Raw genomic sequence first — 26,568 nt, 5'->3', positions numbered from 1 at the left:
CATCACACGAACCTCGCGTTGACGATCTCGGTGTATTGGCCGACCGGGCGAACCTGGATGGCGATCGGCTGGCGCAGCGCACTGGTCGCGGCCATCGCCTGCTCCACCGTGTCCGGCGGCGGCAGATGCGGTGCACGGCGACGCCACCATGTGCACGCCTTGTCGCGCGGGAAGCCGGTGTGCTCGAAGCAGACCCATTCGCTGTGCGAGGTGAGGCCGCACTCGTAGATCACGCGGAGCGAGGCGGGCTTGCCGGGCTTCTCGTGGCGGGCGTAGCGGATGCCCGTCACCTCGCACCACGCGGCCTGCTCCTGGATCGACAGGAGAGCGTTCGATGCCGCCTGCGCCGCGACCTTCACCTCCGGCGGCGGGAACTCGTAGTCGCACTCGATGCAGTGCCGGACGCTGGCATGGTTGATGGTCTGGCATTCGGGGCAGACCTTGATCGGCGCCTCGCCATCACCGGTCGGTTCCTTCCTGCGGCCATCCACCTTGTCGATCGGCCCGTGCCGCGCCGTGTTGCCGGCGAAGTCGAGGACTAGGCAGTCATCCTTGCCCTCCGCGAGACGCGTGCCGCGACCGACCATCTGCACGTAGAGGCCGACGCTCTTCGTGGGCCGCAGAAGGGCGATGAGGTCGGTGCCCGGCGCGTCAAAGCCGGTGGTGAGCACGTTGGCGTTGGTGACGCAGCGCAACCGCCCCGCCTTGAAGGCGGCGAGGATGCTGTCGCGCTCGGGCGCGGAGGTGTCCCCCGTCACCGTCTCGCACGAGATACCGTGCTCGCGGATGGCGTCGCGGACGTGTCGCGCGTGGGCGACGCCGGAGCAGAAGACCAGCCAGGAGCCGCGGCCCTGGCCGTGCTGGACGATCTCCGCCACCGCCGCCCGCGTGACCTCGTCGCGGTCGACCGCCGCCTCGAGGTCCTTGGCGATGAACTCCCCGCCACGGGTGCCGACGCCGCCGACGTCGAGCTGCGTCTCGGTGTGCTTCGGCACGACCGGGCAGAGATAGCCCTGCTGGATCATCTCCAGCACCGGCACCTCGAAGGCGATGTCGGTGAACAGCCGATCCTTGCCCTCGTGCAGCAGTCCACTGTCGAGCCGGTACGGCGTTGCCGTGAAGCCCACCACCTTGAGCAGCCCGCCATTGATCTCGTTCAGCTGCTGCAGGAAGGAGCGATACATGCCGCTGTCGCTGCGCCCGAGCAGGTGGGCCTCGTCGATCAGCACCAGGTCGCAGCGCTGCACCTGCCGGGCATGGCGGTGGATGGACTGGATCCCGGCGAACAGCACCTGCGCCCGGATGTCGCGCCGCGACAGGCCGGCCGAGTAGATGCCCGCCGGCGCCTCGGGCCAGGCGCGCAGCAGCGCCATGAAGTTCTGCTGGATCAGCTCCTTCACATGGGTCAGGACGAGCACGCGGGTGTCGGCATAGGCGGCGATCGCCTCGCGGATGAATCCGCCGATGACGACCGACTTCCCCGTGCCGGTGGGCATCACCACGAGCGGATTGCCGGTGGCGCCGCCGAAGTAGTCGTAGAGCGCGTCGATCGCGGCGCGCTGATAGGGCCGCAGCGACAGGGTCATGCTGCCACCCCATCGCGCCACGCGCTGCCGTCCGGCAGGCGATAGCTGACCCAATCCTCCCCGGCGTCGACCTGCTCGCCCGGCACCAGGTCAGGGATGTAGAGATGCGCCGCGCAGCCGGCCTCCTGCTCGCGCCGCGCCAGCGGCGTGCCATGGCGCGTGCAGTGCCAGCCGCCCTCCGCGACAGGCGAGACGTGCAGGCAGGAGCGGCAGTGGCGTTCGGGAGCGGCGCCCTCGTGGCAGACAGCGTGATGGTCGCAGAAGCGGCATTCCCACCAGGCGGGATCTTCGCTGATCCGGGCCGGCGGCCGGACGGCGGCGATGATGCGCTGCGCCTTCGCCAGGAGCCGCATCCCAGCTTCGGCATCATGGCGGATGCGTTCCTGGTAGAGCTCGTCGGTGTCCTTGTTGACCGCGAGGTAGAAGGCCCGCTCCAGTCCGGCGAGATGCATGTAGGCCTGCATCTGTGCCCAGTGCAGTGGCCTGGCTTTCTCCACTCCCTCCGCTGTCAGCTTGGCGAAGGACTTGGTGCTGTGCGTCTTGAACTCGACGACATGCCAAGCCTTCGGCGCCTCGGGAAAGCCGATGCCGACCGCATCCATGCTGCCGCCGAAGTGGCCGGTGGGGTCACGCAGCGTCCACTGGCGCCCGGTCGTCGGATCGATGTCGAGCACGGTGACGCCGATACGCCGGAGGTCGGCGACGAAGCGTGCCTCGGCGAGATTCCCGGTCTCGAACAGCCGCAGGAGCCGACCTGTGTGCCGTGCGCGCGTCGCCCATCGAAAGCCGTACCAAAGGGCGCGCTCGCAGCCCGTGCCGATCTGCGAGGCGCCGAGATGAGTCCGCCAGCCGGCATCGCCCGCCGCCTCATAGGCGGCGTAGATGGCGGCGACAGTCGCGGCGGGCGGAGGCGGCAGCACGGCCATGGCAACCCCGCGTCAGGCGCTGCGGCGCCAGGGCGGCGTGGCGGTCGCCGGCCGGGGCGGCGGCGCTGCCGCGGCGGCCGGAGCGGGCGCCGGGCCGCGTGGTGCGGGGGCTGACGCGAGCCCCGGCGTGGCACGCTCCGCCGCATAGCCGGTGATCTTGTTGCGGGCCTGATGGAAGACGCCGTGCTTGTCGGTGCCCGCCGGCTCGTACTTCACGCTGACCAGCATCGGCTTGAAGTGCAGCTGCTCGCTGTCGGCGACCTGCATCTGCCCAACCGCATGGCAGATCGCCGACAGCGTCCGCTGCGCGATCTCCATGGTCTGGGTGCTCGCGTTCACCAGGTTCAGCTGATCCCACAGCTTGCGCCGGGCGTAGGGGCCGTCGAGCACCTCGAGCACCAGCTTGAGGTACTGGCCGTCGCCCGAGCGCGTCGGCAGCAGTTCGCTCTCGATGATGTGCGCCCGGTACTTCCCCGCCGGCAGCGGATCCATCGGCTGGGCGGGGGCGACGCCGGTCGCGTCGAAGGTGCCGTTGAGGGAGGCCATGGCTCAGCTCCTGTCGGTCGGGGCGGTCGGCGTTGGGGAGGAGGTGCTGGGAGCGCCGTAGAAGGGGATGCCGGCGGCGAGCGTCGGCCAGTCGAGCGCGAGGCTCTCCGGCAGGGCGAAGCGGTTCTTGGCGAGGAAGGCCGGGCGCTCGACGGTGTGCAGCAGGCGGTCGCCGCCGGTGACGCCGCGGACGACCTTCTTGCCGAAGCCGGCGTCCGACTTCAGCGTGGTGATGCGGTAGTTCGCGAAGAGCACCGCATCGACATGTTCCTGCACCAGCGCGGCGGCCCGGGCATGGAGCTTCGGCTGGTAGCGGTCGTAGGGTTCCGTCTCCGGGCTGTCGAAGCGCCGGATGTCGGCGTGGGCGATGAGGATCACCGCCATGCCGCGGTCGTCGCGCAGCCCATTGATGCCATCGAGGAAGGCGCGCCAGGCATCGAGCGCCGCGACATAGCCCTTGCCGTAGCCGGGCTGCTCGATGTCCTTCCAGCCATTGGCCTCGGCGGTGTGCTGCCAGATCAGGGGCTCCAGCCAATCGAGGCTGTCGAGCACCACGGTCTGGAAGTCGTGGGGCTCGGTGTAGAGGCTGGTGATCGCCTCCATCACCGAATCAAAGCCGCGCAACAGGCCGAAGGTGTCGGCCGCGATGGTGCCGAGCCCGTCCTCCGTCTGCAGGAAGACCGGCGCCGGGGCGCTGGCAGCGAGCTGGGTCTTGCCGATGCCGGCGACGCCATAGACGAGAAGGCGCGGCGGCCGCGCGTCGCCGCTGCGACGCAGGGAGGCGAGGGAGATCGCCATCAATGCGTCTCCTGCTTCGGCGCGCGGGGCTTGGCCTTGATGACGTCGACGCTGATGTCGCCGCCGGCGCGGGCGACCGCCTCGGCGAAGCCGTCCAGCGTCTCCTCGAAGGCGGCGACCTCCTTCGCGCGGGCGATGGCGTCGCCCTCCAGCGGGATCGCGACGCGGATGCGCAGTTCGTGGGTCATGCTCAGCACTCCGCCTGTTCGAGGCTGTAGGAAGGGCGGCCGGTGCCGACGGTCCGGGCGGGCTGGAACAGCGCCTGCAGCTTCGGCGGCCAGGCGGTGAAGCGGCTTTCGGGGACCTTGATCTCGGTGGCGACGTAGTCCGCCGGATCCTCACCCCAGCTGCGGAGCGTCGCGATTGCCGCGGCGAGGCGCTCCTGGTCCCACTCCACGCGCTTGGGCAGATCGGCGGAGATCTCGAAGCCGGCGTCGAGGAAGCGGACGCGCCCGGTGTCCTTACCCTCGGCCTGCCGGCGCTCGGCGGCGACACGGCCGTAGCGCCGATGCAGGGCGTCGGCGAGCAGGTCGGAGACGTGCTTCGCATCGGCGCGCAGCGCGGCGGCGTCCTCCAGCAGGAGGGCGAGATGCGCGGGCGGCAGACGGGACGCCTGGCCGGCATCCATGCCGCGCAGATCGGTCAGGGTGGTTCGGTTGCTCATCGAGGGGTCTCCGGAAGGCGGGGATGGCTCAGGGGATCGAGGCGAGGCCGACGGCCCAGCAGAGGGCGAGGAAGCCGCCGGCTAGGACGGCGCCACCGGCGGCGGTGCGGGCGAGATCGCGCGCACGCTGCAGGTGACGGACACGGAGGGGGCGGCGGCTCATGCGGCCTCCCGCGCGATGGCATCGGTTGGCGGAAGCGGGCCCTGCTCGGCGGAGCGGCGACGCTCATCGCGGTCACGATCGCCATCGGGATCCCGCAGCAGCGCACTGCGCCGGGCAATCTCGAGCCAGACGTCGAACCGGACGACGACCAGGGGCATCGTGCGGTCCTGGATCAGCACCAGCGCGTCCTTGGTCCCGAGCCAGCGCAGCAGGGTCTTGAACCCGGCCCCATCAGCACGCGCCTTGACCTCGGCTTTCACCGGATCGGCGCCGCGCACATAGAGATCGACGTCGGCATCGTTGCCGCGGTAGCCGAGCGCCCCCGACAGCGGCACGCGTTCGGCGTGGATGCCGGATTTGCGATGGACATCGACGATGGCCCGCTCGCGGCGCAGGCCCTTGTCGCGCGACGCCTTACCCATGGGTGCGGCCCTTGCGGATGGAGCCCAAGCCGGCGAGCAGCCGCTCATCGACGGGTCGGCCGCTGAAGCGCGCCGCCTCGGCGACCGCGGCCCAGTACCGGGCGGGGATCCCGCGGCGACGCCAGGCGCGGACAGTGACCGCCTCGACATCCAGCAGGGCGGCGAGCTCAGCGGCGCTGGGCCACAGGGCGATCACGTCGGCAAAGCTCTTGGGCGGCGGGAGCGCGGGCGACAGCGCCGGGCGTGCCGGTTCGGCGGGCCGTTTGCGGAGGGCGATGCGGTCGGGCATGCGGGACAGATACGCTCCGTCGCGGCACGCAAACAAGACTGTTTGTATATGCAGAAACCTGCTACACAATCGCGATGAAAGCGCTACATATTGCAGCGCCATGGAATCCACCGCAGACCGCCTCCGCCGCTTTCGCGAAGCCAAGGGCATTGATTCAGGGGCCGAATTGGCCCGCCTCGCTGGCGTCCCGGAGGCGACCTATCGCGCCTATGAGAGCGGCCGCCGCCCACTCACCGCGCGTGCCGCACGCGAGCTCGCCGTGCCCCTCGGCATCACCTGGCAGATGCTGCTGTTCGGCAAGGAGGCCGGCGACGCCGGCATCGCCATCAACACCCCGGAGGAAGCCGCTGCGGTGCTCGGCCAGCGGGTGCGACGCAAGGCCGCGCCGCCTCGGCCGCCCACCTCCTACACCGGCCCGGCCGCGGCCGAGGTGATCAGCATGGGCGGCGACAACTGGGCGCTGCTGCCGGTCTACGACGCCCGCGCCTCAGCCGGTCCTGGCCAGGAGATCGACCGGGAGGCCGTCGTCTATCGCATTGCCTTCCGGGAGGAGTGGGTCCGCACAGTGACCACCGCCCCGCTCGACCAGCTGGCGGTGATCACGGTAGACGGGGATTCGATGGAGCCAACGCTACGCACCGGCGACACGGTTCTGGTCGACTTCCGGCAGAACCAGCCTGGGGACAAGGACGGGATCTACGTCATCCGCACGGGCAACGGCCTGCAGGTGAAGCGGGTGCAGGTGGAACTGGGTCGGCCGCCGCGGCTCAGCGTGCTGTCGGACAACCCCGCCTATCAGCCGCAGCGCGGCCTGACCGCTGACGACGTCCATGTCATCGGGCGGGTGATCTGGCTCGGACGGCAGGTGGGCGCGTAGGCAGCGGCCGAGGCGGTGGACAAAGCCGCCGTCCATATCGTTGACTTGGCGCAAGCAGTTTTGCTGCTGCTCAGGGGATTCCGGACGATCGATGCGCGTTAGCCGAAGGAGCCTTGTCGCCGGCCTGCCTGGCCTGCTCACGGCGTGCGCGTCGTCGGAAGCGCCGCGATCCCTGCCGAGCGTGGTGTCGCCGCAGGCGGATGCCGCCCCGCCTGTCGCGCCCGAACCTTCGCCCGCGGCCGTGCCGGCGGCCGAGCCGGACTATCGCCGGATCTACGCGGCCATCACCACGGATCGCTTTTGGATCCCAGCGGTGAACCTCCGGCGCATCGATCCGCGGTTCCTCCGCCGCGAGGTGGCCTATCCGCGCGACGACGAACCCGGGACCATCGTCGTCGATACGGCCGCCCGCTACGCCTATCTGGCCCTCGAGGGCCGCCGTGCCATGCGCTACGGCATCGCCGTTGGCCGGGACGAGGCCTTCAACCTCACGGGCGAAGCCTTTGTCGAGCGCAAGGCCGCCTGGCCGAACTGGCGCCCGACCCCCGACATGGTCCGGCGCGATCCGCAGCGCTATGGCGCCTTCCGCGACGGCGTGCCCGGTGGCGGCCGCAATCCGCTCGGGGCGCGGGCGCTCTACCTCTACCAGGACGGCGTCGACACCTATTACCGCCTGCACGGCACGGTGGAGCCCTGGACCATCGGCACCATGGCCTCGGCAGGCTGCGTGCGGCTGATCAACCAGGACATCATCGACCTGTACCAGCGCGTCCCGATCGGGGCGCGGGTGGTGATCCTGCCGCCGGATGTCTCGGTCGCCTGAGCCGGACGGGCCTGCCAGCGGGAGCGCTGCGTAGCGCTACAACTCAGCACTCCCCGCGGCGATCGCCGATTCGTATTGTCACGCCATGCAGCGTGACGACCGTCCCATCAACGCCCACCTCCCGCCTCACCTTCGCGAGGTCTGCGACCTTCTCGCCCGCGGGCTGCTGCGGCTGAGGAGTCGCGCTCCCGAGGAAGCCGCGCCCGCGGCCGGCGGCGAGCGCGTGGTTCGCCTACACTCCGTCCCCGGCCAGCGCCTTCGTGCGAACCCCAGGAGAAAGGGAGACGCATGACCCGCGCGAAGCCGAACACCATGACGACGACGATCACCGCCCTCCCGAAGCCGGACGTGCCGGCGCGCCTCGCCGCGCTGCCCGGCATGCCCATCGGCGAGTTGAAGGCCGAATGGCGCAGCCTCTTCGGCACCGAGCCGCCGCCCTATAATCGGCGCTTCCTGGAGAGCCGCCTCGCATATCGCATCCAGGAGCTGGCCTATGGCGGCCTGAAGAGGGAGACGCTGGAACGCCTCGAGGCACTGGGTGAGCAGTTCGACGGCCGGAATATCACCCTGCGCCGCATCCGCCACGAGCAGCGGCCGATCGCTGGCACGCGGCTGATCCGCGAGTACCAGGGCGTCGAGCATGTCGTCACCGTCACGCGCGACGGCTACGAATACCAGGGTCGCCCCTACCAGTCGCTTTCCGCCATCGCCCGCGCCATCACCGGCACGCGCTGGAATGGCTGGGTGTTCTTCGGGCTGCGGAAGCCCGGCGCATGACCCGCCGCGAACCCGTCCTGCCGGCGAAAATCCGCAAGCTCCGCTGCGCCGTCTACACCCGCAAATCCACAGACGAGGGGCTGGAGAAGGAGTTCAACTCGCTCGACGCGCAGCGGGCCGCGTGCGAGGCCTTCATCACGTCGCAGCGCTCCGAGGGCTGGGTGCTGGTGCACGATCGCTACGATGATGGCGGCGTGTCGGGCGGCACGCTCGATCGCCCCGCATTGAAGCGATTGCTGGCCGATATTGAGGCCGGCCTGATCGACGTCATCGTCTGTTATAAAATTGATCGTCTGTCCCGCTCGCTGATGGACTTCGCCAAGCTGGTGCAGACCTTCGACGACAACGAGGTCACGTTTGTTGCTGTCACTCAGAGCTTTAATACCACCACCAGCATGGGCCGGCTCACGCTGAACATCCTGCTGAGCTTTGCCCAGTATGAGAGGGAGATCATCGGCGAGCGCGTTCGCGACAAGATCGCCGCCTCGCGCGCGCGGGGCATGTGGATGGGCGGTCCGGTGCCGCTCGGCTACCGGGTCGAGAACCGCAAGCTCGTGGTGGACGAGGCGGGCGCTGCGACGGTGCGCCGCGTGTTCGAGAACTTCGCCGAGATCGGATCCGCCACGCGGCTGCTGCCCGTCCTCCGCGCCGAGGGCCTCGTCACCAAGACCGGCCGGCCTTTCGACAAGGGGGCCGTCTACAAGCTGCTGGTGAACCGGACCTTTCTCGGCGAGGCGGTGCACAAGGGGACATCCTATCCCGGCGAGCACGCCGCCATCATCCCGCGGGAGCTGTGGGACCGGGTGCACGCCATCATGGTCGAGAGCCCGCGCGCCCGCGCGGCGAAGAACCGCGCCACCGCGCCGGCGCTGCTGCGCGGCCTGCTGTTCGGGCCGGACGGGCGGGCGATGTCGCCGACCCATACGCGAAAGAAGGGGCGGCTCTACCGCTATTACGTCAGCCAGGCGGTGCTGCAGGGCGGGGCAGACGACGCACCGCTCCGGCGCCTGCCGGCCGGGGAGATCGAGGGGCTGGTGCTGGCGCAGATCCGGGCGCTCCTGCGCCAGCCGGAGGTCGTCGTCGGCACCTGGCGGGCTGCGCGGGAGGAGGCGCCGGACCTGACCGAGGCGGAGGTGCGCGACGGGCTTGGGCGGCTCGATCCCCTTTGGGACGAACTGTTCCCCGGCGAGCAGGAGCGGATCGTGCGGCTGCTCGTCGAGCGTGTGACGGTCACCGAGAAGGGCGCAGAGATTCGGCTGAACCTGGAGGGGCTCGCTGGGCTGGCGCGGGACATGGCGGCGAAGCCGCGGGAGGCGATCGCAGCATGAGCAGCGTGACGGTAGTGGTGCCGATGACGATTCGCCGCCGCGGAGGGCGGAAGCAGATCGTTGGGCCGGATGGGTCGCCGGTGCGGGCTGGCCAGGACGGGTTGGGTGTGGAAGCCACTAGCGGCGACCCAGCCCTGGTCAAGGCGCTGGCGCGGGCGTTCCGGTGGCGGCGGATGCTGGAGGAGGGGCGGTACGCCTCCATGCGCGACTTGGCCGTCGCCGAGGGAGCAGATCGGTCCTATGTCGCGCGCCTGCTGCGCTTAACCCTGTTGGCGCCGGATCTGTTGGAGGGCATCCTCGATGGCCGGCAGACCGTGGACGCAAACAGCATCCGGCCCGGGATGTTGATCGACGACGCGTGGGCGGAGCAACGTCGCGCTCTCGGGTGACGCACGGCAGGCACACGGACAAGATTCCCGCGCGGACCAGGCATAATCCATCGCGCGATTGAATCCGTTCCACCCATGGTTGATCATATCGCGCCGCAGCCCCGAATCGGCAGGCTGCTTCGCCAATATGATCCCGGGAAGCCATGGTCCGCGAAGTCCTACGTGAACGCTTCATCGAGTCCCTGAAAGAGCTCGGCGGCAGTGCCGGCAATGGCCGCCTGCGCGATACTTTGGGCTGGCAGGACGACACCTACTGGAACGTCCACGCAGCCCTGATCGAGGACGGTACCATCATCGCAGGCCGTGGCAGGGGTGGATCGGTCGCCCTCACGGGGCTGGTCGGCAAGCCGGCCGCTCCGGCCACGACGCCGCGTCAGCCAGACCTTCTGACGCAGACCACGACACCCACGCCCGCTCCCGCCGCGCAGCCCGCCAAGCCTGCCCCCAAGCGCGGCAACGGTAACGGGGCCACCCTCGGCTTCGAGGCGCAGCTCTTCCTCGCCGCCGACAAGCTGCGGAAGAACCTCGAACCCTCCGACTACAAGCACGTCGCGCTCGGCCTGATCTTCCTCAAGCATATCTCGCTGGCCTTCGAGGCGAAGCGCGAGGCGCTGCTGGCCGAGGACCCCACCGCCGCTGAGGATCCCGACGAATACCTGGCCGAGAACGTCTTCTGGGTGCCAAAGGACGCCCGCTGGTCGCACCTGCAGGCCAGCGCGCGCCAGCCCAGCATCGGCAAGATCATCGACGACGCCATGGCGGCGATCGAGGCGCACAACGCCGGCCTCAAGGGTGTGCTGCCGAAGGACTACAACCGGCCTGCCCTCGACAAGGTCATGCTGGGCGAGCTGATCGACCTGATCTCCGGCATCGCCACCGGCGAACCGGGCGACACCGCGAAGGACCTGCTCGGCCGGGTGTACGAGTACTTCCTCGGCGGTTTCGCCGGATCGGAAGGCAAGCGCGGCGGCGAGTTCTACACCCCGCGCTCCGTCGTGCGCGTGCTGGTCGAGATGCTGGAGCCCTACAAGGGCCGCGTCTACGACCCCTGCTGCGGCTCGGGCGGGATGTTCGTGCAGTCGGAGAAGTTCGTCGCCGAGCATGGCGGGCGCATCGGCGACATCGCCATCTACGGGCAGGAGAGCAACTACACCACCTGGCGCCTGGCGAAGATGAACCTCGCGGTGCGCGGCATCGACGCCGACATCCGCTGGAACAACGAGGGCAGCTTCCACAAGGACGAGCTGAAGGACCTTCGCTTCGACTTCATCCTGGCGAACCCGCCCTTCAACGTCTCCGACTGGGGCGGGGACCGGGTGCGGGAGGATGCGCGCTGGGTGTTCGGCGTGCCGCCGGTGGGCAATGCCAATTATGGCTGGCTGCAGCACATCTGGTGGCATCTGGCGCCGAACGGGACGGCGGGCGTGGTGCTGGCCAATGGCTCCATGTCGTCGGGCCAGAGCGGGGAGGATGTGATCCGCCGCGCGATGGTCGAGGCGGACGCGGTAGACTGCATGGTGGCTTTGCCCGGGCAGCTCTTCTACTCGACGCAGATCCCAGCCTGCCTGTGGTTCCTGGCGAGGAACAAGAACCCCGGTGGCGGCTGGCGCGACCGGCGCGGCGAGGTGCTGTTCATCGATGCGCGGAAGATGGGCGCGCTGGTGGACCGGACGCGGCGCGAGTTGTCGGACGCGGACATCGCGCGCATCGCCGATACCTACCACGCGTGGCGCGGCGAGACGGACGCTGGCGCCTATGCGGATGTGCCCGGGTTCTGCAAGGCGGCGACGCTGGAGGAGATCCGCGCGCACAACCATGTGCTGACGCCAGGGCGTTATGTCGGGGCCGCCGACGTAGAGGATGATGACGCTCCATTCGAAGATCGCTTTTCCGCTCTGCAATCGACTCTGGAGACTCAATTCGCAGCGGCTGAGCGCCTGGCCACAACGATCCGCGCAGCGCTTGCGGGCTTGCGCCATGAACGTTGACTGGCCATCCGTTCCGCTCAGCGAGTTGGTGGACCCACAACGCGGCATCTCATACGGCATCGTGCAGCCGGGATCACCGGTTCCTGATGGCGTGCCGATCGTCAGAGTTTCCGATGTGCGAAACGGCCGCATTGAAGTCCGGTCGCCCCTGCGCGTCTCGGCAGATATCGAGCGCGCGTACGGCCGCACACGGCTGCGTGGCGGCGAGTTGCTCATTACCATCGTGGGGACTGTGGGCGAGACCGCCATTGTTCCACCCGATATGGCCGGCTGGAATGTGGCTCGCGCCATCGCCGTATTGCCGGTCAAGCCGGAGGTTGGGCCGTATTGGGTCCAACTTGGCCTTCGGTCGTCCGCCGCCGCGTCGATGATTCAAAGCCGCCTCAACACAACGGTTCAGGCGACCCTGAACCTCAGAGACCTCTCGCGGCTGCCGATCGTGCTCCCGCCGCGTCACGAACGGCAGGCGATTTCCTCGATCCTCGGCGCGCTCGACGACAAGATCGAGTTGAACCGGCGGATGAACGAGACGCTGGAGGCGATGGCGCGGGCGATCTTCCAGGACTGGTTCGTCGCCTTCGGCCCCACCCGCGCCAAGATGGAAGGCAGCCCGCCCTACCTCGCCCCCGACCTCTGGGCCCTGTTCCCCGATCGCCTCGACGCGGAGGGGAAGCCGGAGGGGTGGCGCGAAGTGCCGCTCGACCAGATCGCGGACTTCCTGAACGGCCTCGCGCTTCAGAAGTACCCCGGCACCGGCGACGACGACCTGCCGGTGATCAAGATCGCTGAGCTCCGGGCCGGCAGCCCGAGCGGCAGCGACCGTGCCTCGCGCGCCATCCCGCCGCAGTATGTCGTCGAGGATGGGGACATCCTGTTCTCCTGGTCAGGCAGCCTGCTCCAGCGCGTCTGGACGGGTGGTCGCGGCGCGCTGAACCAGCACCTCTTCAAGGTCACGTCCAAGGAGTGGCCGAAGTGGCTGCACTACCTTTGGGTGGACCACCACCTGCCTCGATTTCAGGCCATTGCGGCGTCCAAGGCGACAACGATGGGGCACATTCAGCGGCACCATCTCTCGGAAGCGATGACGGTGATTGGATCTCGTGAGATCATGAAGGCCGCCGACGAGCTGATCGCGCCGCTTTTTCAGCGCAGCCTCGCCAACTCCCTTGAGTCCCGCACCCTCGCCGCTACCCGCGACCTCCTCCTCCCTCGTCTGATGTCGGGCGAACTCCGCGTGCACGACGCCGAGCGCCTGATGGAAACCGCCGCATGACGCTTCCCCCCCCGCCGCGGATCCTCAGCCTACAGGTGCAGAACTACCGCGCGCTGCGCGACCTGACGCTGAAAGATCTGACGGACGTCACCGTCCTGCTCGGCCCGAATGGCAGCGGCAAGTCCACAGTGTTCGACGTGTTCGCCTTCCTAGCCGAAGCCTTCCAGGAAGGCATCCGCAAGCCATGGGACCGGCGCGGCCGCTTCCGGGAATTGCGCAGCCGCGACAGCGAAGGCCGGATCCTCATCGAGATCAAGTACCGCGAAGCCCCGAAGACCCCGCTGATCACGTATCACCTTGAGCTGGACGAGACGCGCCGAGGCCCGGTCGTCGCGCGCGAGTACCTGAGCTGGACGCGCGGCAAAGGCGGCAAGCCCTTCCGTTTCCTGGACTACGAGAACGGCCAGGGCCGCGTCATCACCGGCGAGCAACCAGAGGACAAGGACACCCGGGTTGAACGCTCACTGGCCGGGCCCGACGTTCTTGCAGTCTCCACGCTCGGCACGCTCGCCGAGAACCCGCGCGTCATCGCGCTGCGGAACTTCATCACCAGCTGGCACCTCTCCTACCTGTCGGCCGAGGCCGCGCGCGGCAGCCCAGAAGCCGGCGCTGAGGAGAGGCTCTCGCCCGACGGCAGCAACCTGCCCAACGTCATCCAGTATCTCCGCGATCAGCATCCCGAACGGCTGGATCAGATCTTCGAGACCTTGCGTCGCCGTGTCCCGCGCATCGAGAAGGTCGAGGCCGAGGTGCTGGCGGACAGCCGCCTGCTGCTGCTTTTCAAGGACGCGCCCTTCTCGACGCCCGTGCTGTCGCGTTTCGTATCCGACGGGACGCTGAAGCTGCTCGCCTACCTCACGCTGCTCTACGATCCCAATCCGCCGCGCCTGATCGGCATCGAGGAGCCGGAGAACTTCCTGCACCCGCGCCTGCTGCCCGAACTCGCCGAGGAATGCCGCAGCGCCTCGGCCCGCACGCAGCTCATCATCACCACACACTCGCCTTTCTTCATCAATTCGATGGATCCGAAGGAAGTCCGGGTCCTTTACCGTAACGCCCAAGGCTACACTGCCGCCAAGCGGGTGGCCGACATGCCGGGCGCTATGGCCTTCCTCAACCAGGGGGCGAGCCTGGGCGAGATCTGGATGGAAGGGCATTTCGAGGTCGGCGACCCGCTGGCCTCGGAGACCGCGTGATGCGCCGGATCGAGGTCCTGGTGGAGGAGCCCTCGGCCGAAGCTGCGTTGCAGGTGCTGCTGCCGCGGATCGTGCAGGGGCGCGCTCGGATCAAGATCATCAATCTCGGCAGCAAGCACGCCCTCCTCAAGAAGCTGGAGGCACGGCTTCGCGGATATGCGGACAGGCTGAAAGGCGGCGAGGATCTCCGCGTCCTCGTGCTGGTGGACCGCGACCAGGACGACTGCACGGCACTGAAGGCCCAGATGGAACGGGCGGCGCAAGCGGCCGGACTGATCACGAAGTCGGCCGCGCGCGGGGGCTCGCCCTTCACGGTTGTGGCGCGCATAGCGATCGAAGAGTTGGAATCCTGGTTTCTTGGGGATCCTGACGCCCTGCGCGTCACATTTCCGAGGCTGCCGCAGATCAAGCTTGCGGCGTCGCCGTTCCGGAACCCAGAGAATGGCGGCTCGTGGGAGGCCCTGCACAGGTTTCTGAAGAAGCACGGCTACTATCCCGGCACCTACCAGAAGATCGAAGCCGCGCGTCGAATCGCGGAGAACATGACTGCCTCCGCCAATCGCACCGTCAGCTTCCGTGTCTTCCGCGAGGGGATTGAGGCATGCCTCTGACCTTCTCGCGGCAGGCGCCTTGCGTCCCGAGACGTGCATCTCGCGACCGGTTTCGGGCGCCGAGGCGGTCACAGAGAGGATGAGCGTGCTTGCCGAAAGCCATGTCGAGGAAGCGGCGCTCGCCTGGTTAGCCGAGCTTGGATTCACCGTCGTCTCCGGCCTGGAGATTGGCCCGGATGGCGCCCGGCCGGAACGCGCGGCCTATGGCGATGTGGTGTTGGTCGGGCGCCTCCAGGCCGCCATCGCCCGACTGAACCCGACCCTGCCCGAGGAAGCGCGGGCGGCGGTGCTTGTGAAGCTGCTGCGGGCCGAGACGCCTTCCCTGATCGACGAGAACCGCCGCCTGCACCGCTACCTCGTCGAGGGCGTTCCCGTTGAGGTGCGCCGGGCGGATGACACGATCGGCGGCGAGCAGGCCAGGCTGCTCGACTTCGAGGACCCGGACGCGAATGACTGGCTGGCGGTGAACCAGGTTACCGTCATCGAAAACAAGGCCAACCGCCGCGCCGACGTCGTGGTCTATGTGAATGGCCTGCCGCTCGGTGTCCTGGAGCTGAAGAAGCCGGGGGACGAGAACGCTACGCTCGACGGCGCCTTCAACCAGTTGCAGACCTACAAGGCGCAGATCCCCTCGCTGTTTCGCAACAACGCCGTGCTGGTGGTGTCGGACGGGCTGGAAGCGCGGATCGGTTCCCTGACCGCGGACCGGGAACGCTTCATGCCCTGGCGCACCGTGACCGGGGAGGACCTGGCGCCGAAGGGCAGCCCGGAACTCGAGACGGTGCTGAAGGGCGTGTTCGAGAAGCGCCGCTTCCTGGACCTGGTGAAGGACTTCCTTGTGTTCGGCGATGCCGACGGGAAGGTGGTGAAGATACTCGCCGGCTATCACCAGTTCCACGCTGTGCGCCACGCGGTGGCGCGCACGCTGGCGGCGACTGGCCCCGAGGGGGACCGTAAAGCCGGTGTCATCTGGCACACGCAGGGCTCGGGCAAGAGCCTGCTGATGGCGTTCTACGCCGGGCAGATCATTAAGCATCCGGCGATGGAGAACCCGACGCTGGTCGTACTGACGGACCGCAACGACCTCGACGACCAGTTGTTTGGCACCTTCAGCATGTGCCGCGACCTGCTACGCCAGACGCCGCAGCAGGCGACCGATCGAGAAGAACTGCGGCGGCTGTTGGATCGTCCATCTGGCGGGGTGATCTTCACCACGTTGCAGAAATTCGCCCCCGAGCCCGGCAGCGCCGAATACCCGGTGCTGACCGACCGCCGGAACGTGGTGGTGATCGCCGACGAGGCGCATCGCAGCCAGTATGGGTTCCGCGCGAAGGTGGCGCGCGCGACGGGCGACATCTCCTACGGCTTCGCGAAGTACCTTCGCGACGCGCTGCCCAATGCCTCCTTCATCGGCTTCACGGGGACGCCGATCGAGAAGGAGGACGTCAACACGCCGGCCGTGTTCGGCAGCTACATCGATGTCTACGACATCAGCCGCGCGGTTGAGGACGGCGCCACGGTGCCAATCTACTACGAGAGCCGGCTGGCGCGGATCGAACTCGACGAGGACGAGAAACCAAAGATCGATGCCGAGATTGCGGAACTCACCGAGGACGAGGCCGAGAGCGAGCAGGAGCGGCTGAAGCGCCGCTGGGCGAGCGTCGAGGCCCTGGTCGGCTCGGAGAAGCGGCTGGCTCTGGTCGCCGAGGACCTGGTCCGGCACTTCGAGGACCGGATCGCGGCGCTGGACGGCAAGGCGATGGTCGTCTGCATGAGCCGCCGCATCTGCGTGGCGCTCCATGACGCGATCGTCAGGCTCCGCCCCGACTGGCGCAGCGACGAGGACGAAGCCGGCGCCATCAAGGTGGTGATGACGGGCGCGGCTTCCGATCCGCCGGCCTGGCAACCGCATATCGGGAAGCGGCCGAAGGCGCGGCGCGAGCTGCTGGCCAAGCGGGCAAAGGATCCCAAGGACCCGCTCAAGCTGGTGATCGTGCGCGACATGTGGCTCACCGGCTTCGACGCCCCCTGCATGCACACGATGTATGTGGACAAGCCCATGAAGGGCCACGGGTTGATGCAGGCCATTGCCCGGGTGAACCGGGTGTTCCGCGACAAGCCTGCCGGCCTGGTCGTGGATTACATCGGCATCGCCCAGAACCTGAAGAGCGCGTTGGGTCAGTACTCCGGGCGGGATCAGGAGCAGACCGGCATCGATGAAGCGGAGGCGGTCCGCGTCCTGCAGGAGCGCTACGAAATCGTCCGCGCTATGTTCCGGCCGGAGATGGCGGGTGGGTTTGACTACCGGCCTGCGCTGACCGCCGAGACGCCGCCGGGGCAGCGCCTGGCGATCATGGCTGGGGCGATCGACTGGATCCTGACCCTTCAGCAGGAGGAGGCCGCCCGGGAGGCGTCAGAGGAGGGGAAGAAGCGGGCACACCGGCGGTATGCCGATGCCGTGCTGGCGCTGTCGAAGGCCTTCGCGCTTGCGGCGGCCAGCGACCTGGCGCGGGAGGTCCGCGAGGAAGTCGGGTTCTTCCAGGCGATCCGGGCCGCATTGGTGAAGAGCATCGCGGGCGGCGGCCGCAGCACTGCGGACCGGGAGTTGGCGATCCAGCAGATCGTCAGCCGGGCGGTGGTCTCGACCGAGATCATCGACATCATGCGGGCTGCTGGTCTTGAGAGCCCCGATATCTCGATCCTATCGGACGAGTTCCTGGCCGAGGTCCGGCAGATGGAGAAGCGCAACCTGGCGATCGAAGCTCTGAAGAAGCTGATCGCCGGTGAGGTGCGTTCGCAGGCTCAGCGCAATGTGACCCAGTCGAAGGCCTTCACAGAACGCCTCGAGGCAGCGATCGCCCGCTACCACGCCAATGCGCTGACGACGGCGCAGGTGCTGGAGGAACTGATCCAGATCGCGAAGGACATCCGGGCGGCGCGGGCGCGCGGCGAGGAGACCGGCCTCACCGACGAGGAGATCGCTTTCTATGACGCGCTGGCGGAGAACGAGAGCGCGCGAGACGTGATGGGCGAGCCCGCCCTGCGGGTGATCGCGCATGAACTGGTGAAGAGTATCCGCGGCAGCGTCTCTGTGGATTGGGTCCATCGGGAGGCTGCCAGGGCGCGCATCCGCGTGCTCGTGAAGCGGATCCTTCGGAAGTACGGCTACCCACCGGACCTGCAGGATGCTGCCGTCCAGACGGTGCTTCAGCAGGCAGAGGCGCTGTCCGCGTCGTGGGCAGCGTGATGGTGGTGCTGACCAGTTGGCTACCCATCAACGATTCGGTGGGAGACTGCTTCGCTCCCCCATGCGCTCTGCCAACTGCGCCGCACTTCTGCCGCAGAAAGTCGATGTTTTCCGCGGCTTTCAGCGTGGCTCGATAATCGGCCAAGTCACCAGGTTCGGAGAGAGGCCGCCCGAGAGAGAGGATTTCGGGGCGTCGGTCCCTGTGCCCGGTGGCCAGCCCACGTACAAGAATCACGGGAAACCTGCGCCTCACGGCGAGGCCACCGGGCCAAGAGCATAGTTTGACGAACTGGAAGTGGCGTCCCCGGCGAGATTCGAACTCACGGCCCCAGGATTAGGAATCCTGTGCTCTATCCTGCTGAGCTACGGGGACCCACCGGCGCGGCTTATATCACGTGCTCAGCGCCGCCGGAACCGGTCCACCGCCGAGACCAGCGCCGTCCGCACGCCGGGTTCCAGCGCCGAATGGCCGGCATCCGGCACCACCGTCAACCGCGCCCCCGGCCAGGCCGCGGCGAGATCGAAGGCCGTCTCCGCCGGGCAGACCATGTCGTAGCGACCCTGCACGATCTCCGCCGGGATCCTGGCGATCCGCCCGATGCGCCCAAGCAGCCCCTCCGGCGGCAGGAACAGGTCGTGCACGAAGTAGTGCGCCTCGATCCTCGCCAACCCCAGCGCCGAGCGGTCCTGCGCGAAGGACGCCACCGTCTCGGGCGAGGGCAGCAAAGTCGAGCAGGATCCCTCGTACTGGCTCCAGGCACGTGCCGCGGGCAGGTGCACCGCCGGGTCGGGGTGGCAGAGCCGCTTGAGGTAGGCTCCGAGCAGGTCGTCGCGCTCCTGTTCCGGCACATGCTCGGCGAAGGATGCCCAGGCATCCGGGAAGACCCGCCGCAGGCCCGTGAGGAACCACTCCACTTCCGTCCGGCGGCCGAGGAAGACGCCGCGCAGCACGCAGCCCGTGACGCGTTCCGGATGTTCCTGCGCGTAGGCCAGTGCCAGCGTCGATCCCCAGGAACCGCCGAACAACAGCCAGCGCTCGATGCCGAGGAAGCGGCGCAGCGTCTCGATGTCGGAAACGAGGTGCGGCGTCGTGTTGTCCCGCAATTCCCCAAGCGGGCGGGACCGGCCGGCGCCGCGCTGGTCGAAGATCACCACGCGCCAGTGGCCCGGGTCGAAGAAGCGCCGGTGGACCGCGCCTGCTCCGGCGCCGGGGCCCCCATGCAGGAACAGCACCGGCTGGCCGCGGGGGTTGCCGACCTGCTCCCAGTACATCACGTGACCGCCCGACAGCGGCAGCAAGCCGGTTTCGTAAGGCGCGATATCGGGAAAGAGGTCGCCGCGGGGCATGATGCCGATCATGTGCCCAACCCGCGCCGCCTGTGCAATGGGCCACCCGTCGCGATGCTTGGCCCGGCGTTGTCGGATTCCGGCGGCGGCGGTTCTGGTCTAGGATGAAGCTTCGATGGCAGAGACGCCTTCCACCTCGTCCCGTTCCGCCGCCGCCGGCCAATCGACCTGCGGCGTCTGCGGGCGCGAGAGCCGCCAGGCCCCGTTCCGCCCGCCGCCGCCCGAACAGGCGCCGGACCTCGACCTGCGGCCGGGCGAGCCGGTCCGCTCCACCATGGCGCGCTGGCTGCAGCAATGCCCGCATTGCGGCTACGCGGCGCCGTCGATCGCCAAGGCGCATCCGGCCGCCGCCGCCGCCGTCTCCGCCGCGCCGTTTCGCGCGCTGCTGCGCGATGCCTCCCATCCGCCGCTCGCCCGGCGCTTCCTCGCCTGGGCCCTGGTGCTGGAGGAGACCGGCGCGCTGCACGCCGCGGCCGAGGCCACGCTGCAGGCGGCCTGGGTGGCCGACGATGCGGGCCGGGCTGACCTTGCCAGCGCCTGGCGGCAGGAAGCCGTGGCGCTGTGGCGCAGCGGCCCGGCGCTCGATGCCGAGCAGACGGTCCGCGTGGTGGACGCGCTCCGCCGCGCCGAGGCGTGGCAGGATGCGGAGGCCACCGCGGCCGAACTCGCCGGTATCTCTCCGTCCGAGGCGGTCAGCCAGGTCATCGCGCTCGAGCGCCGGCTGATCGCCGCGCATGACGCTGGCCGCCACACCGTGGCGAGCGCCCTGCCGCCGCCGGCGCGCCGGCCGCATGTGACGCACCAGCGCAGGGACCCCGCCGCCGGCGGTCTGATCGGCTGGCTGCGGCGCCTCTTCGGCAAGGGCTGAGAGACCGTTTGGAAACGCGCCTCGCGGCGCGTTTTGGGGTCCGGCACCGGCCCGCACCCCCACCCGGCCAACCGGCGACAGCATCCTGGATGGCTGGCCCGGCGCGGGGGGGCTGGTGCGGGCAGTCTCAAACGATCGCTGACTGAACTGACAAGGGTGGTCTTGTGCAGATCGGTAGGCAGAGATAGCGTTATAATATAACATCACAGGGTCGCCACCATGAACCGTCGTTCCCTTCTCGCGCTGCCGGCGCTGCTGCTCGCCGGGCGTGCCGCCGCCCAGGGCGCCGATCGCCTGCCGGTCGTCGCCTCCTTCTCCGTCCTCGGCGACATGACGGCGCGTATCGGCGGGGATCGCATCGCGCTGCGCACCATCGCCGGGCCGGATGTGGATGCACACGGCTTTCAGCCGCGGCCGTCGGACGCCGTGGCGCTGCGCGGCGCACGCCTGGTCGTGCGCAACGGGCTCGGCTTCGATGCCTGGATCGACCGCCTGCTGCGCTCCGCCGGCCCGTCCGGCACGGTGGTCACCGCCACGGACGGCATCACGCCGCGCAGCATGGCAGCGCACCAGCACGACCACGGCGGTGCCGGCCGCCGGCACCAGCACAGCGTCGGCCCGCGCCAAGTCCCGGATCCGCACGCGTGGCAGGACCTGCGCCACGGCCAATCCTATGTCCGCGCCATCGCCGCCGCCCTGATCGCCGCCGACCCGGCCGGGGAGGCGACCTACCGCCGCAACGCCGAAGCCTATCTCGCGCGCCTCGCGGACCTCGATGCCTGGGTGCGCGCCCAGGTCGCGACCGTGCCGGAGGCGCGGCGCCGCGTCGTCACCAGCCATGACGCCTTCGGCTATTTCGGCGCCGCCTACGGCATCACCTTCCTCGCGCCGCAGGGAATCTCGACGGAAAGCGAGCCCTCCGCCGCCCAGGTGGCCCGGCTGATCCGCCTGATCCGCGAGCAATCCATCACCGCCGCCTTCCTGGAGAACATGACCAACCCGGCGACGCTGCGCCGCGTGGCGCAGGAGGCCGGCATCGCCGTCGGCGGGCGCCTCTATGCCGATGCGCTCTCGCCCCCCGACGGCCCGGCGCCGAGCTACGAGGCGATGTTCCGCCACAATGTCGGGTTGCTCGTGCCGGCGATGCAGGGTGGCGCGCGATGAGGCGTACTGCTTTCGCAGCCGCGCTCCTGCTCGCCGCACCCGCCGTCGCCCAGCAGGCGCCGCCCTCCTACCCGCAGCTTTCGGCGGAGGCAGATATCGGCCTCTATTCCGTCTCCACCGTCGCCGCCCCGGACGCCGTGCGCGAGGGCACCAGCGTCTATCTCTTCGGCGAACTCGCCGCCGGCCTGCATCTCGCCCCGAACTTCTCGCTCCAGGGCGTGCTGGCCTTCGAGCCGATCGGCGAGGGGGATTCGACCGGCGGCACGCCCGATCGGGGCGTCATCTTCTTCCGCCGCCAGGCCGCCTATCTCGAGGCGCTCTTCGCCGAATGGAAGCCGGCCGATGCCCTGACGCTCTACGGCGGCCGCTTCGTCGCGCCCTTCGGCCGCGGCTACCACGACTTCCCCGGCATCCTCACCCGGCTGCGCGCGCATGAGGTGGAGATGGTCGGCGACAGCCTCGGCGCCGGCGGATCCTGGACCTTCCTCTCCGATCCCACCTTCGGCGAGCACGACCTCTCCGCCGCGGTCTTCACGCTCGACCGCACCTTCCTCTCCTCCACCTGGATCACGCGCCGGCGCTGCTGCGACGAGCGCTACGAGCGGTTCAACCGCAACACCGAACAGCAGGGCGGGCCGGGCAACACCGGCAGGCTCGACAACTTCGCCGTCGCGCTGGACGGGGATGGCTTCTCCTGGCTGCCCGGCTTCTCCTATCACCTCGCCGTGGTGAGCCGCGGCCACGGCGTGGACGGCACGGCGCGCGAATGGGGCTATGCCGGCGCGATCCGCTACGAGCACCGCTGGTCGCGCGACCAGGCGACGCTGCTCTTCGCCGAGGCCGTGCAGTTCCGCAGCGCCGGCGGCCGGCCCTTCACGGAAGTCTCCACCACCACCTTCGAGCCCGGCACGGGGGAGGAGGTGGAAGGCACGGCGGAAACGACGCTCGCGGAGCGCCGCACCTTCACCACGCTCGGCGTGCAGCACCGCCACGGGCCGTGGCGCGGCACGCTCGCCTGGCAGCGCGACCAGCGCAAGCGGAGCGTCGACACCATGCCGACGGAGAACTACGTCGAGGCCTCGGTCGGTCGCGACATCGGCGGCGGCTTCGGGCTCGATGTCGGCTACCAGTACGGCCGCTACGTGCGGGAGGAGACGGCGACGCTCGGCACCTCCCACGCCATCCTGGTGCGCCTCGGCTACCAGGGCGGGTTCTGATACCAGCGGCACGAGTCAATGACTCGTGCCGAGGCCGCGAATGCGGGCCGGTGCCGGCATCCTCAAGCGGGTTCTGAGGCGCCGCGCCGCGTGGCAGGCTCGGGGCATGGCATCGGACCTGCCGCCGCACTGGCTCCATCCGCGCGACATCGCCGAGGCGCGCGCCGCCCAGGCGGAGATGGCCGCGCGTCTCGTCGCCGAGGACGACCTGCCGGCGCGCATCGCGCGCCTCGGCGGTGCCGATGTCAGCAACACGCGCTTCGACCCCGCGAAGCGCGTGCATGCCGCGCTCGTGACGCTCGACGCGGCGAGCGACGCGCCGCTCGCCACCGCGACGGAAACGCGCCGCGCCGACTTTCCCTACGTGCCGGGCTATCTCGGCTTCCGCGAGGTGCCGGCGCTGCTCGCCTGCTGGGCGCGGCTCACGGTGAGGCCCGATGTCATCCTGGTGGATGGGCAGGGGATGGCGCATCCGCGCGGGCTTGGTCTCGCCTGTCATCTCGGTGTGGTGCTCGGCGTGCCGACGATCGGCGTCGCCAAGTCGCTGCTGGTAGGGGAGGGCACGCCAGGGCCGGAACCGGGCGACATGGCGCCGCTGATGTGGAAGGGACATCGCATCGGCACGGCACTGCGCACGCGGCGGGCGGCGAATCCGCTCTACGTCTCGGTCGGGCATCGGGTGTCGCTTGCCACCGCCGTCGCGATCGTGCTGGGGGCGACGCGAGGGCGGCGGGTGCCGGCGCCGATACGCGCGGCGCATGCGGCCGCCAATGCCGCAAGGTTGGGGGAGTGAACTCCCCCAAACCCCCTCCTTCTTCTGTCCGGGCGCATCGCCTGCGGCGATGCGCAAGAGACACCAAAGAAGGGAGGGGGGGTTCGGGGGAGGTTCTCCTCCCCCGACCTTCGCGCCTTGCCCACCCGCGCGAACCCCATAGACTGCGCCGCAAGCCCACAACATGCACCATCCGGGGAAACGACCATGACCACCCACGACGCGCCGCGGCGCGGCCTCTCCCGCCGCGCGGCACTAGGCGTCACCGCCGGCCTGGCGCTCGCCGCCCGTGGCGCTTCCGCGCAGGAATGGCCCACACGCCCGCTGCGCATCATCGTTCCCTACACGCCCGGCGGCACGACCGACATCGCGACGCGCCTGGTCGCGGAACCACTCTCCCGCGTGCTCGGCCAGCCGGTGGTGGTGGAGAACCGCCCCGGCGCCAACAGCATCGTCGGCGCCGCCGCGGCCGCCTCCTCCCCGCCCGACGGCTACACGCTGGTGATGGTGCTGCCGGCCCATGCGGCGAACGCCACGCTCCAGGCCGGCAAGATGCCATTCGACGCGCTGGCCTCCTTCGCGCCGGTCAGCCTGGTGGTGCAGGCGCCGCTGGTGCTGGCCGGCACCAAGCACGTGCCGGCCGAGGATTTCCGCGGCTTCGTCGAATACATCCGCGCCCGCCCCGGCCGCGTGAACTACGGATCGAGCGGCATCGGCGCCACCGCGCATCTCGCGATGGAACAGCTCCAGCTCCGCACCGGGCTGCGCATGGAGCACGTCCCCTACCGCGGCACCCAGCCGGCGCTGCAGGACCTGATGGCCGGCAATATCGGCCTGATGTTCGACACCTACTCGACGCTGAAGCCGCAGTTCGAGGCCGGCAATGTCCGCGCGCTCGGGATCGCCACCGCGACCCGCCCCAGCTTCGCGCCCGAACTGCCGACCATCATCGAGGGCGGCCTGCCGGATTTCGTCGCCAGCTCCTGGTGCATGCTGCTCGCCCCCGCGCGCACGCCGCAGCCGGTGCTGGACCGCATCGCGGCCGAGGTCGCCACCATCGTGCGCGAGCCCGCCATGACGCGCCGCCTGCAGGATCTCGGCTTCGTCGTCGAAGGCCGGCCGCCGGGCCCGACCGGTGACTTCCTGCGCGCCGAGGTCGCGCGCTGGGGCGAGGTGATCCGCACCGCCGATGTTCGCGTGGAGTAGTGCCGCGCACGTGAGGATCGTCATGGCTCGCCGCCGCCGCGCCCCGTAGGATCGGTGCGCGTAGCCAACGGCGGAGACCGCGATGCTGTCCTTCCTCTTTCTCCTGGCCGGCGTCGCGGCGCTTGCGCTGGCCGTGCTGCTGCCGGTGCGGATCTGGCTGCAGCGCCGCCGCGGCCCGCCGGCGCTGGAGGGGCCGGCAGGCGCCGCAGCCGCCCAGGGCTGGCGCCTGACCAGCGGCATCCTGGCCGGCGCGGGCGTGGTCTGCCTCTTCGCCGGTGCCTCCATCGTGCAGGTCGGCGCGGATGAGGTCGGCCACCTGCGCAAGATCTACGGCGGCCGCTCCATGCCCGCCGGCCGCGTCATCGCGACGGGCGGCGAGAACGGCTTCCAGGCGCAGGTGCTGCCGCCGGGCGTGTCCTTCTGGCCGCTCATCCGCCTGACGCACGACATCGACCTGCTGCCGATGGTGGAGATCCCGAACGGCACCTATGGCCGCATCCAGGCCGCCGACGGCGCCCCCATGCCGGCCGACCAGGTGATGGCCGATTCCTGGCCGGAAGAGCTTTCCGCGCGCATGCTCGACGCGACCTTCTTCCTCGGCGAGGAACGCGCCGGCGCCGGCCCTCGGGGGCAACGCGGCGCGCAGACCTCGATCCTGAAGCCCGGTCGCTATCCGCTGAATCTCTACCTCTTCCGGGTCGAGATCCGGCAGCCGGACCGCACCGTCACCTACGACCGCGCCGGGCTGCGCGTGGTGCGCCACGAGCGCCCGCAGACGGAACTGACCTCGGTGATCGAGGTGCCGGCGGGCCATGTCGGCGTGGTGAAGTCCAACGTGACCGAGCGCGGCCGCGACTGCCGCGAGGAACGTGCCCCCGCCCAGGCCGAGGCGCTGACCGTCGCCCTGGTGCCGGCCGGCTGCCGCGGCGTCTGGCGCGACCCGCTGCTTCCCGGCGCGTACTACATGAACCGCGATGCCTATGCGGTGACGCTGGTCGATGTCCGACTGCAGACCTGGGAATATCGCGGTGGCTATGACGAGCGTCGGATCAACCTCACGGTGGATCAGCGCGGTGAGATCCAGCAGAGCGCCACGACGCAGCCCGTTCCCGTCCCGCGCGAGGCCGCCGACCGCGCCGTGATGGTCCGGGTCGAGGGGTGGGACGTGCCGCAGGAACTGCGCGTGCTGGTGCAGGTGACGCCGACCAACGCGCCCTTCGTGGTCGCCTCCGTCGGCGGCCTCGGCGAGATCGAGGACCGTGTCATCACGCCGATGATCCGCTCCGTCGTGCGAAACGTGGTGGGGTCCGAGATCGTCGTCGGCACCACGCGCCGCGCGACCCGCGTGCTGGACCTGGTGGACCAGCGCGACGCCATCGAGACGACGATCGAGCGCCTGGTGCGGGAGGAGGCGGCGAAGGCCGGGCTGGAGGTCAACCAGCTCCGTTTCGGCGAAAGCGTCATCCCGCCGGAACTGCTGGTCGCCCGCCGTCGCGAGCAGCTCGCGCAGCAGCTCCGCCAGGCCTACCAGCAGGAGACGATCGCGCAGGAGGAACGGGTGAAGACCGAGCAGGCCCGCGCCACCGCCGACCAGCAGCGGGAACTGGTGCGCGCGCAGATCGCCGTGCAGGTCTCGGAACGCACGATGGTGGAACGGCAGAACCTCGGCGAGGCGGAGCGGCGCTACCTGGAATCGCTGGCGCGCGGCCAGGAAGCGCAGGCAAACGTGCTCGGTCCGTCCAACGCGCTGCTGCTGCAGGCATTGCAGCAGGTGCTGGCGACGCTGCGGGAGAAGCCGGAACTGATCTCGCTGGCGCCGCGGCTGGTGCCGCAGACGCTGGTGACGGGCGGGGGGACGGGGCTGGAAGGGATCGCGGCGATGCTGCGTGGGCCGCAGCCGGCGGACGTGCCGACGACGCGGCCGCCGCCCTTGCCGGCGCGGTGAAAGGTCGGGGGGAAGGGAACTTCCCCCCGAACCCCCCAACCTTCTTTGGGATCCTTGCGCATCGCCATCGGCGATGCGCCCCGACAAGGAAGGGAGGGGGATCGGGGGAGGTTCTCCTCCCCCGACCTCATGCCAACGGCCGCTCT

At 69.5% G+C, this 26,568-nt stretch carries 26 protein-coding genes and 1 tRNA gene; 16 read left to right on the top strand and 11 right to left on the bottom strand.

The window, feature by feature from the left end; translation table 11 throughout:
- Positions 1-2 precede the first annotated feature (2 nt).
- Genes GXW74_RS02955 through GXW74_RS02920 form a run of 9 tightly spaced genes read right to left on the bottom strand, consistent with a single transcriptional unit; the run spans position 3 to position 5,394 of the window.
- Positions 3-1,586: a DEAD/DEAH box helicase gene (locus GXW74_RS02955; RefSeq protein ID WP_211844790.1), complete on the bottom strand. Its 1,584-nt coding sequence runs from the start codon at positions 1,584-1,586 to the stop codon at positions 3-5.
- Entirely contained in the window at positions 1,583-2,512 is a 930-nt protein-coding gene (locus tag GXW74_RS02950; protein WP_211844789.1) for a PD-(D/E)XK nuclease family protein, read from the bottom strand. The genes GXW74_RS02955 and GXW74_RS02950 overlap by 4 nt, the downstream gene beginning before the upstream one ends.
- Positions 2,513-2,524: 12 nt before the next feature.
- Positions 2,525-3,058 carry a DUF669 domain-containing protein gene (locus GXW74_RS02945; RefSeq protein ID WP_211844788.1) on the bottom strand — a complete coding sequence of 178 codons (534 nt, stop codon included), beginning with the start codon at positions 3,056-3,058 and terminating at the stop codon, positions 2,525-2,527.
- Between the two features lie 3 nt (positions 3,059-3,061).
- Positions 3,062-3,856, bottom strand: coding sequence for an ATP-binding protein (locus GXW74_RS02940; protein WP_211844787.1), 795 nt, complete (start codon positions 3,854-3,856; stop codon positions 3,062-3,064).
- Entirely contained in the window at positions 3,856-4,044 is a 189-nt protein-coding gene (locus GXW74_RS02935) for a hypothetical protein (RefSeq protein WP_211844786.1), read from the bottom strand. Before GXW74_RS02935 ends, GXW74_RS02940 begins: the two co-directional genes overlap by 1 nt.
- A 2-nt stretch (positions 4,045-4,046) precedes the next feature.
- Positions 4,047-4,520, bottom strand: coding sequence for a hypothetical protein (locus tag GXW74_RS02930; protein ID WP_211844785.1), 474 nt, complete (start codon positions 4,518-4,520; stop codon positions 4,047-4,049).
- A gap of 28 nt (positions 4,521-4,548) precedes the next feature.
- Positions 4,549-4,683, bottom strand: a complete 135-nt coding sequence (locus GXW74_RS28315) for a hypothetical protein (protein ID WP_272877219.1) — start codon at positions 4,681-4,683, stop codon at positions 4,549-4,551.
- Positions 4,680-5,105, bottom strand: a complete 426-nt coding sequence (locus GXW74_RS02925) for a hypothetical protein (protein WP_211844784.1) — start codon at positions 5,103-5,105, stop codon at positions 4,680-4,682. The genes GXW74_RS28315 and GXW74_RS02925 overlap by 4 nt, the downstream gene beginning before the upstream one ends.
- Positions 5,098-5,394, bottom strand: coding sequence for a hypothetical protein (locus GXW74_RS02920; protein WP_211844783.1), 297 nt, complete (start codon positions 5,392-5,394; stop codon positions 5,098-5,100). Before GXW74_RS02920 ends, GXW74_RS02925 begins: the two co-directional genes overlap by 8 nt.
- On the opposite strand from GXW74_RS02920, the gene GXW74_RS02915 reads away from it, so the two are divergent.
- From GXW74_RS02915 to GXW74_RS02870, 10 genes are all read left to right on the top strand, one after another.
- On the top strand, positions 5,381-6,271 hold the full coding sequence (locus tag GXW74_RS02915) for a S24 family peptidase (RefSeq protein ID WP_338148119.1): 891 nt from the start codon (positions 5,381-5,383) through the stop codon (positions 6,269-6,271). The two genes, GXW74_RS02920 and GXW74_RS02915, sit on opposite strands and share 14 nt — an antisense overlap.
- Before the next feature lie 181 nt (positions 6,272-6,452).
- The gene (locus GXW74_RS28310; RefSeq protein ID WP_211844781.1) at positions 6,453-7,094 is read left to right on the top strand and encodes a L,D-transpeptidase; all 642 of its coding nucleotides are present in this window, start codon (positions 6,453-6,455) and stop codon (positions 7,092-7,094) included.
- 288 nt (positions 7,095-7,382) lie between these two features.
- Positions 7,383-7,871: a DUF2924 domain-containing protein gene (locus GXW74_RS02905; RefSeq protein ID WP_456306953.1), complete on the top strand. Its 489-nt coding sequence runs from the start codon at positions 7,383-7,385 to the stop codon at positions 7,869-7,871.
- A complete protein-coding gene (locus GXW74_RS02900) occupies positions 7,868-9,199 on the top strand; it encodes a recombinase family protein (RefSeq protein WP_211844780.1) in 1,332 nt (443 codons plus the stop codon). The genes GXW74_RS02905 and GXW74_RS02900 overlap by 4 nt, the downstream gene beginning before the upstream one ends.
- Positions 9,196-9,588, top strand: a complete 393-nt coding sequence (locus tag GXW74_RS02895) for a hypothetical protein (RefSeq protein ID WP_211844779.1) — start codon at positions 9,196-9,198, stop codon at positions 9,586-9,588. The genes GXW74_RS02900 and GXW74_RS02895 overlap by 4 nt, the downstream gene beginning before the upstream one ends.
- A gap of 143 nt (positions 9,589-9,731) precedes the next feature.
- Positions 9,732-11,576, top strand: coding sequence for a class I SAM-dependent DNA methyltransferase (locus GXW74_RS02890; protein WP_246522789.1), 1,845 nt, complete (start codon positions 9,732-9,734; stop codon positions 11,574-11,576).
- Entirely contained in the window at positions 11,566-12,849 is a 1,284-nt protein-coding gene (locus tag GXW74_RS02885) for a restriction endonuclease subunit S (RefSeq protein ID WP_211844778.1), read from the top strand. The genes GXW74_RS02890 and GXW74_RS02885 overlap by 11 nt, the downstream gene beginning before the upstream one ends.
- Positions 12,846-14,045 (top strand): AAA family ATPase, encoded by a 1,200-nt coding sequence (locus GXW74_RS02880; RefSeq protein ID WP_211844777.1) that lies wholly within the window; start codon positions 12,846-12,848, stop codon positions 14,043-14,045. The genes GXW74_RS02885 and GXW74_RS02880 overlap by 4 nt, the downstream gene beginning before the upstream one ends.
- A complete protein-coding gene (locus GXW74_RS02875) occupies positions 14,045-14,656 on the top strand; it encodes a DUF4276 family protein (RefSeq protein ID WP_211844776.1) in 612 nt (203 codons plus the stop codon). Before GXW74_RS02880 ends, GXW74_RS02875 begins: the two co-directional genes overlap by 1 nt.
- A 79-nt stretch (positions 14,657-14,735) precedes the next feature.
- The gene (locus GXW74_RS02870) at positions 14,736-17,903 is read left to right on the top strand and encodes a type I restriction endonuclease subunit R (protein WP_211844775.1); all 3,168 of its coding nucleotides are present in this window, start codon (positions 14,736-14,738) and stop codon (positions 17,901-17,903) included.
- Positions 17,904-18,199: 296 nt separating this feature from the next.
- Here the strand turns inward: GXW74_RS02870 and GXW74_RS02865 are convergent.
- Together GXW74_RS02865 and pip are read right to left on the bottom strand one after the other, a co-directional pair.
- A tRNA-Arg gene (locus GXW74_RS02865) sits at positions 18,200-18,276 on the bottom strand.
- A gap of 26 nt (positions 18,277-18,302) precedes the next feature.
- On the bottom strand, positions 18,303-19,250 hold the full coding sequence (gene pip / locus GXW74_RS02860; protein WP_211844774.1) for a prolyl aminopeptidase: 948 nt from the start codon (positions 19,248-19,250) through the stop codon (positions 18,303-18,305).
- A gap of 115 nt (positions 19,251-19,365) precedes the next feature.
- On the opposite strand from pip, the gene GXW74_RS02855 reads away from it, so the two are divergent.
- The 6 genes from GXW74_RS02855 to GXW74_RS02830 all read left to right on the top strand — a co-directional run bounded on the left by GXW74_RS02855 (position 19,366) and on the right by GXW74_RS02830 (position 26,422).
- Positions 19,366-20,118: a hypothetical protein gene (locus GXW74_RS02855; protein WP_211844773.1), complete on the top strand. Its 753-nt coding sequence runs from the start codon at positions 19,366-19,368 to the stop codon at positions 20,116-20,118.
- Positions 20,119-20,337: 219 nt separating this feature from the next.
- Entirely contained in the window at positions 20,338-21,282 is a 945-nt protein-coding gene (locus GXW74_RS02850; RefSeq protein ID WP_211844772.1) for a metal ABC transporter solute-binding protein, Zn/Mn family, read from the top strand.
- Entirely contained in the window at positions 21,279-22,499 is a 1,221-nt protein-coding gene (locus tag GXW74_RS02845) for a hypothetical protein (RefSeq protein ID WP_211844771.1), read from the top strand. The genes GXW74_RS02850 and GXW74_RS02845 overlap by 4 nt, the downstream gene beginning before the upstream one ends.
- Positions 22,500-22,605: 106 nt before the next feature.
- A complete protein-coding gene (locus GXW74_RS02840; protein ID WP_211844770.1) occupies positions 22,606-23,292 on the top strand; it encodes an endonuclease V in 687 nt (228 codons plus the stop codon).
- Between the two features lie 186 nt (positions 23,293-23,478).
- A complete protein-coding gene (locus tag GXW74_RS02835) occupies positions 23,479-24,477 on the top strand; it encodes a Bug family tripartite tricarboxylate transporter substrate binding protein (RefSeq protein WP_211844769.1) in 999 nt (332 codons plus the stop codon).
- 82 nt (positions 24,478-24,559) lie between these two features.
- On the top strand, positions 24,560-26,422 hold the full coding sequence (locus tag GXW74_RS02830; protein WP_211844768.1) for an SPFH domain-containing protein: 1,863 nt from the start codon (positions 24,560-24,562) through the stop codon (positions 26,420-26,422).
- Positions 26,423-26,568 lie beyond the last annotated feature (146 nt).

This window comes from Neoroseomonas eburnea (assembly GCF_018129005.1).
GTDB classification, from domain to species: Bacteria; Pseudomonadota; Alphaproteobacteria; order Acetobacterales; family Acetobacteraceae; genus Neoroseomonas; species Neoroseomonas eburnea.
This window is presented reverse-complemented; position numbering and strand designations above follow the sequence as displayed.